Genomic DNA, 13,242 nt, shown 5'->3' on the forward strand with positions numbered 1-13,242 from the left:
CGATGAGAACCTGGCCTTATCCCGCGATCGTCGCGCATCGCGGCGGCGGCAAGCTCGCGCCGGAGAACACGCTCGAAGCCATCGACGTGGGCGCGCGTCTCGGCCATCGGATGATCGAGTTCGACGCGAAGCTCTCCGCCGACGATATCGTCTTCCTGCTGCACGACGACGCAGTGGATCGCACGTCGAACGGCCGCGGCGCGGCGAAAGCGCTGACTTACGCGCAGTTGCGCGCGCTCGACGCGGGCTCGTGGTTCGGCGCGGAGTTCGCAAACGCGCGCATGCCGACGCTCGCGCAAGTGCACGAGCGATGCATCAAGCATGGGCTCGCTGCGAACATCGAGATCAAGCCGTGTCAGGGGCGCGATATTGAAACAGGCGTGCTCGTGGCGCGCGAGGCGGCGCGCTTGTGGGCGGATGCCGAACCGGCGCCGCTGTTGTCATCGTTCTCGTATGCGGCGCTCGAAGCCGCGCGCGATGTCGCGCCGAACCTGCCGCGCGGCATGCTTTACGAACGCGTGCCCGCGAACTGGCGCGCGCAGACGGCGGCATTGTCGTGTGTATCGCTGCACGCGAGCCATCGCGCGCTCGATGAGTCGCTCGTCGCGCAGATCAAGGATGCGGGCCTGCGCATCCTCGCCTACACGGTGAACGATCCGGCGCGCGCGCGTCTGCTCGCGCAATGGGGTGTCGATGCAATCTGTACGGATCGCATCGACATCATTGGCGCGGATTTTCTGGAAGCTTCGCCGGGCTGAAACGTCAACGCACGCGCGCGAGCAGCACGCCCGCGACGAGCGCCAGCCCGCCGACGAGCACGATCGTCTGCCAGGGCCTTTCGTGGATGTAGGCATCGGCGTCTTCGAACACGGCGCCGGCGCGATGGCGTAGCGCGGCGTGCGTGTCGTTCAGACGTGCGCGCGCGCTGTCGAGGCGCTCGCCGATCTGCGCGCGCAGCGCGGCGGCATCGGCCGACGTGCCTTCGGCCAGGGCGCTTTCCAGTTCGCTCAAAAGCGTGCGCAATTCGGCGCCGATATCTTCGGCTGCTTCACGGCCATGACGCGCCATGCGGCGCGCGCGGCGGCTCGTCGTGGTCCATGAATCTCCGATGGCGTCTCGCGTATTAGGCAGTGCGTTCATAGATCGCTCCGTCGATGGATGAGTCGTGGATGACCCGCATATGCGGCGGGGAAACTCATCATGCAGCAAATTCGATGCCGATGCTTCATCGTTGCGCAACGCTTCGGTATGCGCGGCCGCGATGTGTGGTCGCACGTTTCGGCACGTAAGTTCTGCAAGCCATTTCTTCCCGCGACGGTCACATTTACAAGCGATGAATACGAAAACGCCGGCGTGAACGAATCATGCCGGCGTTTTGTTTGTTTTCGCGATGACGTGAATATCTCGGTTACTTGCCAGCGAGCAATTTCACTTTAGAAGCGATAGCCTACGCGCAGATATGTGACGATCGGGTTGAGCGTGATTTTCGCTTGCGACTGGACATTCAGCGTGCCGACAGGTGTTTGAGCCTGCGTGTTCAACTTCGCCGTGGCCTTCAAAGGAATGAACGACACGGAAAATCCCGCGAACCAGTGTTCTGTGAAATTGTACGTCGCGCCGACATTAAACACGGGCGCCCACGAACTATCCGTGTCGACGGTGGTCGGACCATGCAGGACCGAGCCCTCGAACTGCTGATTCGTGATCTGCGCGTCGGTGAACCAGGTACGCGTCACGCCAATACCGACGAACGGGCGGAACTTCGCCTGAGGAGCGTTGAAGAAGTATTTGAACAGCAGCGTCGGGCTCCATTGCTTCGCGCTGCCGAGTTTGCCATACCGGTCGAGGTTGCCGGTGCCCTCCAGGTCGAAGGTGGGCGGAATGCCCATTTCAAGTTCTGCGGCGATGTGATCGGTGGCGAAGTAACCTACCGTGAAGCCGGCGGTATCAGCGCTCGAAATGCCGGCGCCCGTACCGGGAACATCGATATTGACCGGAGATCCGCCTACACTTGTTTCTTTGAGCGGACCGCTGCTGTCTTGCGGGGCAAAGTGAAACCAGCCTCCAGTTACATAGATGGAGCCGGCAGATTGTGCATGTGCCGCAGTGGACACACACGCTAATGCCGCGATCCCTGTGATGACTTGTTTTATTTTCAATTTGTGCTCCTCCAAAAAAGCACGCCCATTATGAACACAACATTTCACATTAACCATAGCGGTGCCGTAGAGCATTTTCCCTAGGGCAAAGGGCGGCGTTGGGGCCTCGTTGCACGGCGCTTGCATGTGTTTCATCCATGCTGCCGCAACGGCTCCGAAAGGCCCCCGATTGGGGTAACACAAACGCGACCAACGGAATATCCAGAATGGCACGGCTTGCACGACTCTACGTTCCCGAACAGCCGCAGCATGTCATCCTGCGTGGTCTCGACCAGCAACCCGCCTTCGTCGACGACCAGGACTATGAGCTATTCATCGACTGCTTGAGGACTGCTTCACGTGATCATCACCTCTCCATCCATGCCTATGCGCTGATGCCGCAAGCTGTGCATCTGCTCGTCACGCCCCGCGACGAATCGAGCCTGCCCAAAGCAATGCAGGCCGTCGGGCGTCGTTACGTGGCGCACTTCAATCGGCGCTACATGCGGCGCGGCACGTTGTGGGAGGGGCGCTATCGCGCCACGGTAATCGAGGGCGAGCGTTACTTTCTGCTTGCAACGCGCGTCGTCGAGATGGCGCCGGTGCGCGCCCAGCTCGTCGCGACGCCGCAGGACTACAAGTGGTCCAGCTTTCGTCATCACGTCGGGCTTACGCTCGATGGCCTCATCACCGACCATCCGCTCTTCTGGTCGCTCGGCAATACGCCGTTCGAACGCCAGCACGCCTACAAGGAGCTGTGCGAACAGCCGCTCGACGAACGCGAGGCGAATCGTCTTCTGCAGGCGACGCTCAAAGGCTGGGTGCTCGGCAGCGACGCCTATCGCGAGTGGGCATCGCATGCAGCCAACCGCCGGGTGTCGCCGCTGCCGCGCGGACGTCCGCGCAAGATCCGCGAAACGCCGCAACCGCAATAACGGCCTCGGCGGCAAGCCCGAAGGAACACATGAAACGGCGTCTCGAATTTTCGAGCTACGCCGTTTCTTTTAGCTGATGATTGTTGTGTCCCCATTTTATTTGGGCAAGTTTGCACCATATCGATAATTGGTGCCCGACCATCAAGTTTTATTTCCATCTTTTTGATTCGTCGCGTATATTTCGATTTCCGGCGATTGCCGCGGTGCAGCGTGCCGCGCACGACCGTGCTTCGTGACACATCAAGTTGAAAGAAACCGTCGCAGGCAACAAGAAAATGGTTCAACGGCCGAGTCGGCCCCTCACAGTAGAGACGGTGTCCCCATGAACGATCATCAGCAGCCGGTAGCCGGTTCGCTTCCCGCCGCGCAGGGCATGTATGACCCTGCGAACGAACACGACGCCTGTGGCGTCGGCTTCGTCGCCCATATCAAGGGGAAAAAGAGCCACGAGATCATTCAGCAGGGTCTCAAGATTCTCGAGAATCTCGATCACCGTGGCGCGGTCGGCGCCGATCCGCTGATGGGCGATGGCGCCGGCATCCTGATCCAGGTGCCGGACGGCTTCTATCGCGAGGAAATGGCCAAGCAGGGCGTGACGTTGCCGCCGGCTGGCGAATACGGCGTCGGCATGATTTTCCTGCCGAAGGAACACGCGTCGCGTCTCGCGTGCGAGCAGGAGCTGGAACGCACGGTGAAGGCCGAAGGCCAGGTCGTGCTCGGCTGGCGCGACGTGCCCGTCGATTCCAACATGCCGATTTCGCCGACCGTGAAGGCGAGCGAGCCGCTGATCCGCCAGATTTTCATCGGACGCGGCAAGGACATCGTCGTGACGGACGCGCTCGAGCGCAAGCTGTACATCATCCGCAAGACCGCGAGCCATCGCATTCAGGCGCTGAAGCTCAAGCACGGCAAGGAATACTTCGTGCCGTCGATGTCGTCGCGCACCGTCGTCTACAAGGGGCTGCTGCTCGCGGGCCAGGTCGGCGTGTACTACCGTGATCTGCAGGACGAGCGCGTCGTTTCCGCGCTCGCGCTCGTGCATCAGCGCTTCTCGACCAACACGTTCCCGGCGTGGGAACTCGCGCACCCGTATCGCATGATCGCGCACAACGGTGAAATCAACACCGTGAAGGGCAACGTCAACTGGCTGAACGCGCGCACCGGCGCGATCGCGTCCTACGTGCTCGGCGACGATCTGCCGAAGCTCTGGCCGCTGATCTATCCGGGCCAGTCGGACACGGCATCGTTCGACAACTGTCTCGAACTGCTCGTGATGGCCGGCTACCCGCTCGTCCACGCGATGATGATGATGATCCCTGAAGCGTGGGAGCAGCACACGCTGATGGACGACAACCGCCGCGCGTTCTACGAATATCACGCCGCGATGATGGAGCCGTGGGACGGCCCCGCCGCGATCGCGTTCACGGACGGCCGCCAGATCGGCGCCACGCTCGACCGTAACGGCCTGCGTCCGGCCCGCTATCTCGTCACGGACGACGATCTCGTGATTCTCGCGTCGGAGTCCGGCGTGCTGCCCATTCCCGAATCGAAGATCGTGCAGAAGTGGCGTCTTCAGCCGGGCAAGATGTTCCTGATCGACATGGAACAGGGCCGCATCATCCAGGACAAGGAACTGAAGGACAACCTGTCCAACGCCAAGCCGTACAAGAGCTGGATCGAAGCCGTGCGCATCAAGCTCGACGAGATCGAGCCGAAGGCGGAAGACGTCGAAACGCAGCGTCGCGAAGCCGCGGTATTGCTCGATCGTCAGCAGGCGTTCGGCTACACGCAGGAAGACCTCAAGTTCCTGATGGCGCCGATGGCGCAGTCGGGCGAAGAAGCCGTCGGCTCGATGGGCAACGACTCGCCGCTCGCGGTCATGTCTAACAAGAACAAGACGCTCTACAACTACTTCAAGCAGTTGTTCGCGCAGGTGACGAACCCGCCGATCGATCCGATCCGCGAAAACCTCGTGATGTCGCTCGTCTCGTTCATCGGTCCGAAGCCGAACCTGCTCGACACGACGAACATCAACCCGACGATGCGCCTCGAAGTGTCGCAGCCCGTGCTCGACTTCAAGGACATCGCGAAGATCCGCGCGATCGACAAGTACACCGGCGGCAAGTTCAGCTCGTACGAGCTGAACATCGTCTATCCGGCGGCGTGGGGCAAGGAAGGCATCGAGGCGCGCATCGCGTCGCTGTGTGCCGAAGCCGTCGATGCCGTGCGCTCCGGCTACAACATCCTGATCGTGTCGGACCGCAAGGCGGACCGCGACAACGTCGCGATTCCGGCGCTGCTCGCCACGTCCGCGATTCACTCGCATCTCGTCGCGCACGGCCTGCGCACGAGCACGGGTCTCGTCGTGGAAACGGGATCGGCGCGTGAGACGCATCACTTCGCGCTGCTCGCGGGCTACGGCGCAGAAGCCGTTCACCCGTATCTCGCGCTGGAAACGCTCGCCAACTTGGCCGAAGGCCTGAAGGGCGATCTCTCCGCCGACAAGGTCATCTACAACTTCACCAAGGCGGTCGGCAAGGGCCTGTTGAAGGTCATGTCGAAGATGGGCATCTCGACGTACATGTCCTACACCGGCGCGCAGATTTTCGAAGCGGTCGGCCTGTCGTCGGAACTCGTCGAGAAGTATTTCAAGGGCACGGCGTCGAAGGTCGGCGGCATCGGCATCTTCGAGGTGGCGGAAGAAGCGATTCGTCTGCATCGCGATGCATTCGGCGACAACCCCGTTCTCGCGAACATGCTCGACGCGGGCGGCGAATACGCGTATCGCGTGCGCGGCGAAGAGCACATGTGGACGCCGGATGCGATCGCCAAGTTGCAACACTCGGCGCGCAGCAACTCGTATCAGACGTACAAGGAATACGCGCACATCATCAACGACCAGACGAAGCGTCATATGACGTTCCGCGGTCTGTTCGAGTTCAAGGTGTCGCCGTCGAAGGCGATTCCGCTCGATGAAGTGGAATCGGCGAAGGACATCGTCAAGCGTTTCGCAACGGGCGCGATGTCGCTCGGCTCGATCAGCACGGAAGCGCACGCCACGCTGGCTGTCGCGATGAACCGCATCGGCGGCAAGTCGAACACAGGCGAAGGCGGCGAGGACGAAACGCGTTATCGCAACGAACTGCGCGGCATTCCGATCAAGAACGGCGACACGCTGCAATCGATCATCGGCAAGGAAGTCATCACCGACATTCCGCTGAAGGACGGCGATTCGCTGCGTTCGAAGATCAAACAGGTCGCGTCGGGACGATTCGGCGTGACGGCGGAATATCTCGCGTCGGCGGATCAGATCCAGATCAAGATGGCGCAGGGCGCGAAGCCGGGCGAAGGCGGTCAGTTGCCGGGCCACAAGGTTTCCGATTACATCGGCAAGCTGCGTTATTCGGTGCCGGGCGTCGGTCTGATTTCGCCGCCGCCGCACCACGACATCTATTCGATCGAAGATCTCGCGCAGCTCATTCACGATCTGAAGAACGTGAATTCGTCGTCGAGCATTTCGGTGAAGCTCGTGTCGGAAGTGGGTGTCGGCACGGTTGCCGCTGGCGTTGCAAAAGCGAAGGCGGATCACGTCGTGATCGCGGGTCATGACGGCGGCACGGGCGCATCCCCGCTGTCGTCGCTGAAGCACGCAGGCACGCCGTGGGAACTCGGTCTCGCCGAAACGCAGCAGACGCTGGTGCTCAACCGTCTGCGCGGACGTATCCGCGTGCAGGCCGACGGTCAGATGAAGACCGGCCGCGACGTCGTAATCGGTGCGCTGCTCGGCGCCGACGAGTTCGGTTTCGCGACCGCGCCGCTCGTCGTCGAAGGCTGCATCATGATGCGCAAGTGCCATCTGAATACGTGCCCGGTCGGCGTCGCGACGCAAGATCCGGTGTTGCGCGCGAAGTTCTCGGGTCAGCCGGAACACGTCGTCAACTTCTTCTTCTTTGTTGCGGAAGAAGTGCGCGAAATTATGGCGCAGTTCGGCATCCGCAAGTTCGATGACCTCATCGGCCGCGTCGATCTGCTCGACATGAAGAAGGGCATCGAGCACTGGAAGGCGAAGGGCCTCGACTTCTCGCGCATCTTCTATCAGGTGCCGGTCGGCGAAGACGTCGCGCGCAAGCATGTCGACGTGCAGGATCACGGTCTCGACAAGGCGCTCGATCACGTGTTGATCGAGAAGTCGAAGGCGGCGATCGAGAAGGGCGAGCATGTATCGTTCATTCAGCCGGTGCGCAACGTGAACCGCACGGTCGGCGCGATGCTGTCCGGCATGATCGCGAAGAAGCACGGTCACGACGGCTTGCCCGACGACTCGATCCACATCCAGTTGAAGGGCACGGCGGGCCAGAGCTTCGGCGCGTTCCTCGCGAAGGGCGTCACGCTCGATCTCGTCGGCGATGGCAACGACTACGTCGGCAAGGGCCTGTCGGGCGGACGCATCATCATTCGCCCGACCAACGACTTCCGCGGCAAGTCCGAGGAAAACATCATCTGCGGCAACACGGTGATGTACGGCGCGATCGAAGGCGAATCGTATTTCCGCGGCGTCGCGGGCGAGCGCTTCTGCGTGCGTAATTCCGGCGCGACGGCGGTCGTCGAAGGCACGGGCGACCACGGCTGCGAATACATGACGGGCGGCACGGTGGTCGTGCTCGGCGAGACGGGCCGCAACTTCGCGGCGGGCATGTCGGGCGGCATCGCGTTCGTGTACGACCCGGACGGTGCGTTCTCGGGCAAGTGCAACAAGTCGATGGTCGCACTCGATCCGGTTCTGCAGCAGGCGGAACAGGAACGCACGGTGGATCGCTCTTTGTGGCACGCCGGCAAGACCGACGAAGCGCTGCTCAAGGGTCTCGTCGAGCGTCACTTCCAGTTCACCGGCTCGCCGCGCGCGAAATCGCTGCTCGAAAACTGGGATTCGGCGCGCCGTCAGTTCGTCAAGGTGTTCCCGACCGAATACAGGCGCGCGCTCACGGAGATGGGCGCGAAGAAGTCGAAGGACGCCATCGCGGCTTGAAGCCGGTTTTATAGATAGACGACCTTCCCGATGCGAGCGTATCGGGAAGCAGGTCCCTCACTGTACATAGAGAAAGAAATGGGCAAGGCAACCGGTTTTCTCGAGTTCGAACGCCGCCATGAGGCGTACGAAGCACCGCTGACCCGCGTCAAGCACTACAAGGAATTCGTCGCCGCGCTGACCGATGAAGACGCGAAGGTTCAGGGCGCGCGCTGCATGGATTGCGGCATTCCGTTCTGCAACAACGGCTGTCCGGTCAACAACATCATTCCGGACTTCAACGATCTCGTGTTCCAGCAGGACTGGAAGAGTGCGATCAACGTGCTGCACTCGACCAACAACTTCCCTGAGTTCACGGGCCGCATCTGCCCGGCGCCGTGCGAAAGCGCGTGCACGCTCGGCATCAACGACGATCCGGTCGGCATCAAGTCGATCGAACACGCGATCATCGACAAGGCGTTCGCCGAAGGCTGGGTCGTGCCGCAAGCGCCGAAGCACAAGACGGGCAAGAAGGTCGCGGTCGTCGGTTCGGGGCCTGCCGGCCTTGCCGCCGCGCAGCAACTTGGGCGCGCGGGTCACGAAGTCGTTGTGTTCGAAAAGAACGATCGCATCGGCGGATTGCTGCGTTACGGCATTCCCGACTTCAAGCTGGAGAAGTGGCTGATCGACCGCCGCATGCGCCAGATGGAAGCGGAAGGCGTGTCGTTCCGCACGAACGTGTTCATCGGCAAGGATGCGTTGCCCGAGTACATCGCCAATACGGCGAAGGAAACCATCACGCCGGACGAGCTGAAAGAACAGTTCGATGCCGTGGTGATCGCGGGCGGCTCTGAAATGCCGCGCGATCTGCCGGTGCCGGGCCGCGAGCTCGAAGGCATCTATTACGCGATGGAATTCCTGCCGCAGCAGAACAAGGTCAACGCGGGCGACAAGGTCACGGATCAACTGCTTGCGAAGGGCAAGCATGTCGTCGTGATTGGCGGCGGCGATACGGGTTCGGATTGCGTCGGCACGTCGAACCGCCATGGCGCGAAGAGCGTCACGCAGTTCGAGCTGCTCGCGCAGCCGCCGGAGGAAGAGAACAAGCCGCTCGTGTGGCCGTACTGGCCGATCAAGCTGCGCACGTCGTCGTCGCACGAGGAAGGCTGCGATCGCGACTGGTCGGTCGCGACGAAGCGCTTCGAAGGCAAGAACGGCAAGGTCGAGAAGCTGATCGCGGTGCGCGTCGAGTGGAAGGGCGGCAAGATGCAGGAAGTGCCGGGTTCCGAGTTCGAAATGAAGGCCGATCTCGTGCTGCTCGCCATGGGCTTCACGCAGCCGGTTTCGCCGGTGCTGGACGCGTTCGGCGTCGAGAAGGATGCGCGCGGCAATGTGCGCGCTGCCACCGAGGGCGACAAGGCGTATTACACGTCCGTCGATAAGGTGTTCACGGCGGGCGATATGCGTCGCGGGCAATCGCTGGTTGTCTGGGCGATTCGTGAAGGACGGCAGTGCGCGCGGTCGGTGGATGCGTATCTGATGGGTTCCAGCGAGTTGCCGCGGTAAGTACGTGATGCAATGAAAAAGGGCGGATGACCGTGAGGTTGTCCGCCCTTTTTGCGTCTAGGCTGCGTGCATTCGATGGCGAATCTTCTTCGCGAGCGCTGCTTTCGCGTCGATGGAGTCGACCATGTCGTTGGCTGCGTTCATGAGGCGGCGCAGATCGATACTTGGAATGACGCTGGCGTCCTGAAACACGATGATCGAATCGAAGCGTTCGATGTGTAAATCGAGGTGCTGCAAGACGATCGTCGCGACGCGCGCGCGATCCGCATTCGCAATGCCGAAGACGAAGACCGGCGTTCGCGAGCCCTTGAGAAAGAAGTCCACTGGATAATCGGCTGCATCGGGGACTTCGGGCGGCAAGTACCGTTGCACGACGTTTTCCGCGCCCACGATATCCGCAAGATGAAGCTTGAGATCGTCGAAGAAGGTGGACGCGACTCGCGATTTGCTCCAGCCTCGCAGATCGTTCACACGCAACAGTGCTTGACCGTAGCGCAGAAGTGAAATGGCGAGCGATTGCTCGTCGGATTCGGCGACGATCTGACCATCGTTGGACAGGCGCGCGCCGTATTCATTGAGCAGCTTGTCTAGCAGAACGCGACGCGGACCGCGCAGCAGCGCGCTCGGATCCGAGTCGTACGAAACACGCATCAGCGTGCTGCCCGCGTCTTCAATCCGCCAGCCGCCCATCGCCTGTCTTAGCCAGACGGTCAGATAATCGCCGTCGGGTTCGAGCAGGGGCATCGAAAGACGGAGGGTGTCGCCGTCCTGAGCAACATCGAGTTCGGAGCACCACGACTCGCAAAGCAGTCGCTTCACAGCATCGGGCGTATCGAGCAACATGTCAGAACTCAAGTTCGTGTTGAAGTGGATGATAGTCGGGTGAGGCGACGCCGCAATCTCTGCACAGACATTCGAACGCGCCTTCGATGGAATTGTAGCCAGACGTCGGCTCGGCGAATCCGTCTGCATCGAAGCCCGCAACGATGTATCGCTGCGTGGCGATATGCCGATGACATCCAAACGGAACCTTCGTACGTTCTATGATGTTCCTGTGTGCATGATACGGGCCGTTGTAGCGCGAGAGGATCAGGACGTCATCGGATGCCCAGACCCGCGCGAGGCCAGCCGAGAATACGCTGCCGTTCGTTACCGAGACGCGTAAGAAGAGTCGATACGCTTGCGTTGCATCGCGGGCGTCGTGAAGCATGAAGTTGCGTTCGCGATGTCCGCCTTTCGCCACCCACCGCGCGCGCGGATTGACGATGACCTTCGGGACGCGACGCATGGATTCGAGATCGCCGTCTGTCAGTAGCTTTAGATCCATCTGCTGCCTTCTTGCCGGTAAGACGCGACAGTCTAGAACGCAAGAAATCGATCGAATCAACCACGCTTACAAATAAGAAAAACCGCACCGGCGATGGCTCGCGGGTGCGGTTTTCAGCACACGATGGAAGGCAGCCTCAAGCCTCCGCCATCGCCCTCTCGATCTCGATCTTGTAATCATGGAACATCGCCACCGATTCGCGATGCGCCACGCTCAGAATCGCCGCTTTCGGCAACTGCTCCACGAGCGTGTTGTAGATATGCAGCTCGTTCTCGGCATCGAGCGCGCTGGTGGCTTCATCGAGGAACACGAAATCCGGCTTGTGCAGCAGCACGCGCGCAGCAGCGAGCCTCTGCTGCTCGCCCGGCGACAGACTCCGCGCCCAATGCGCGCTCTCTTCCAGCCGATCCGCATACGCTTCGAGATTGCACAGACGCAGCACTTCGCGCGATTCTTCGTCGCTGAACGTTCCGCCGGGCGACGGATACGAAAGTGCCGCGCGCAGCGTGCCGATCGGCAAATAGCTCATCTGCGGGATGAACATCATCTTCGCGTCGACGGGTGCGTCGATCGTGCCGTCGCCGAATGGCCACAGGCCCGCGAGCGCGCGCATCAACGTGCTCTTGCCCGATCCCGAAGGCCCGACGACCAGCCAGCGCGATCCCGGCTCGATCGATACGTTCGCCACGCGCGACAGCGGCGTGCCGTTGGGCAATGCAAGCAGAAGTCCGTTCGTCGTGAGCGAAGGCGTGCTCGTGTAGTGCAGATTGATGCCGCCGTGTTCCGTCGCCGGCGACGTTTCCTCGCGAATATGAGTCGAGCGCATCACGCGCTTGAATTCGCGCAGACGATTCACGGTGGCGCGCCATTCGACCAGCGTCGAATACGAGTTGATGAACCACGAGAACGAATCGCTGACAGTGCCGAACGCCGATGAAATCTGCATCAGCACGCCGAACGTAAACGCGCCGGCGAAGTAGCGCGGCGCGGCGACCATGATCGGAAAGATGATCGCGATCTGTCCGTAGAAGCTCAGCACGAAGGTCATGCGCTTCGTGTACTTCATGATGAGCCACCAGTTGTCGCGGATGCGGTGGAAGATCGTCTTCGCGTTGGCCGTCTCGGTCGAGATGCCGTCGTAGAACGCGATCTGCTCGGCGTTCTCGCGCACGCGGATCAGGCCGAAGCGGAAATCCGCCTCCACCTTCTGCTGCTGATAATTGATCGACACGAGCGGATGCCCGACCTTCTGGATGATGAGCGAGCCGAGAATCGCGTAGAGCGCGGCGGCCCACACCATGTAGCCGGGAATCGTGATCGGCGTGCCGCCGAGCGAAAACGTCAGCGCGCCCGCGATGGTCCACAGAATCGTGATGAAGGTGACCAGCGTGACGAGCGTCGAAAGCAGGTCGAGGGACAGCGAGAGGGTCGTCGTGGCGAAGGACTGCAGGTCGTCGGAGATACGCTGGTCGGGGTTGTCGGCGAGGCGATCACGCTCGATCCGGTAGAACGCCTTGTCGCCGAGCCATTGCTCCAGAAACCTGTTGGTGAGCCATTGCCGCCAGCGGAACGCGAGCATCTGCCGCAGATACCGCCCGTACACCGCAAGCAGGATGTACGCGAACGCGAGGCCCGTGAAGATCAGCAGCAGATGCGGAAAGTCCTTGACGTTCTTGTTCTGCAGCGCGTTGTAGAAGTCGGCGTTCCAGCTGTTGAGCCGCACGTTGATCCAGACGACCGTCATGTTGATCGCGATGATCGCGACGAGCAGCCCCCACGCGACGCCGCGCTCCTCCGACACCCAATAGGGCCTGATTAGACTCCATGCCGACACTTGGTCGGCTTTTTGCTGCGTGTTTTCGGTACGAGTGTTGGTCATGAGCTTCCTGCTGATGCGCTTCGAGGCGCCCGAATTGCGTTCGCGACCGGGCTGGCGCAGCGATTTCCGGCCCGGCAAATTGTTCCGGGGTTCTCTTAACGCTCACTTAATTTCGCGCGGTGATTCGGCGAACCATGTTCGCGGCATTGTGCCAGAGTGCCGAAGTGCACGATAAAAGCCGGGCAATCCCCGTTTGCAGCGGATTCGGCTTTCATGCTTTAATGATCCTCGACGAAACAGGGGTGCTTCGCGCGCATCGACGGCCGGAATGGCAGTCAGCGCGGCGAGGCTGAGAGAGACCCTTTGCACCCGATCCGGGTAATACCGGCGAGGGAAGTTTCCGGAGACCGCGCGCAGCTCGCGCCATGTCCCCAGTCTCTTCCAGTCCTACC

Annotated in this window: 9 protein-coding genes and 1 riboswitch; of the genes, 4 read left to right on the plus strand and 5 right to left on the minus strand. The window is 61.3% G+C overall.

Translation table 11 applies throughout. The features are described 5' to 3' along the window. The first annotated feature begins 2 nt into the window (after positions 1-2). Positions 3-758 carry a glycerophosphodiester phosphodiesterase gene (gene ugpQ / locus AWB74_RS25625; protein ID WP_061149477.1) on the plus strand — a complete coding sequence of 252 codons (756 nt, stop codon included), beginning with the start codon at positions 3-5 and terminating at the stop codon, positions 756-758. Positions 759-762: 4 nt separating this feature from the next. On the opposite strand, the gene AWB74_RS25630 is transcribed toward ugpQ, so the two are convergent. Next, on the minus strand, positions 763-1,140 hold the full coding sequence (locus AWB74_RS25630; RefSeq protein WP_061149478.1) for a DUF883 family protein: 378 nt from the start codon (positions 1,138-1,140) through the stop codon (positions 763-765). A gap of 293 nt (positions 1,141-1,433) precedes the next feature. Beyond that, entirely contained in the window at positions 1,434-2,159 is a 726-nt protein-coding gene (locus AWB74_RS25635; RefSeq protein WP_061149479.1) for an OmpW/AlkL family protein, read from the minus strand. A gap of 206 nt (positions 2,160-2,365) precedes the next feature. Between AWB74_RS25635 and AWB74_RS25640 the strand changes: the two genes are divergently transcribed. From AWB74_RS25640 to AWB74_RS25650, 3 genes are all read left to right on the plus strand, one after another. Continuing rightward, a complete protein-coding gene (locus AWB74_RS25640; RefSeq protein WP_061149480.1) occupies positions 2,366-3,073 on the plus strand; it encodes a transposase in 708 nt (235 codons plus the stop codon). Between the two features lie 322 nt (positions 3,074-3,395). Beyond that, entirely contained in the window at positions 3,396-8,099 is a 4,704-nt protein-coding gene (locus AWB74_RS25645; protein ID WP_061149481.1) for a glutamate synthase-related protein, read from the plus strand. A 78-nt stretch (positions 8,100-8,177) separates the two neighbouring features. Continuing rightward, on the plus strand, positions 8,178-9,644 hold the full coding sequence (locus tag AWB74_RS25650; protein ID WP_061149482.1) for a glutamate synthase subunit beta: 1,467 nt from the start codon (positions 8,178-8,180) through the stop codon (positions 9,642-9,644). Positions 9,645-9,701: 57 nt separating this feature from the next. Here the strand turns inward: AWB74_RS25650 and AWB74_RS25655 are convergent, their stop codons facing one another. The 3 genes from AWB74_RS25655 to AWB74_RS25660 form a co-directional block, all read right to left on the minus strand. Continuing rightward, positions 9,702-10,487, minus strand: coding sequence for a DUF1828 domain-containing protein (locus tag AWB74_RS25655; RefSeq protein WP_061149483.1), 786 nt, complete (start codon positions 10,485-10,487; stop codon positions 9,702-9,704). Between the two features lies 1 nt (position 10,488). Continuing rightward, positions 10,489-10,854 carry a hypothetical protein gene (locus AWB74_RS46495; RefSeq protein ID WP_160110319.1) on the minus strand — a complete coding sequence of 122 codons (366 nt, stop codon included), beginning with the start codon at positions 10,852-10,854 and terminating at the stop codon, positions 10,489-10,491. Positions 10,855-11,107: 253 nt separating this feature from the next. After that, positions 11,108-12,850 (minus strand): ABC transporter ATP-binding protein/permease, encoded by a 1,743-nt coding sequence (locus AWB74_RS25660; protein ID WP_061149516.1) that lies wholly within the window; start codon positions 12,848-12,850, stop codon positions 11,108-11,110. Positions 12,851-13,078: 228 nt separating this feature from the next. Further along, positions 13,079-13,203: riboswitch (TPP riboswitch) on the plus strand. Positions 13,204-13,242: the final 39 nt, after the last annotated feature.

The sequence above is a fragment of the Caballeronia arvi genome (genome assembly GCF_001544695.2).
Taxonomy (GTDB): domain Bacteria; phylum Pseudomonadota; class Gammaproteobacteria; order Burkholderiales; family Burkholderiaceae; genus Caballeronia; species Caballeronia arvi.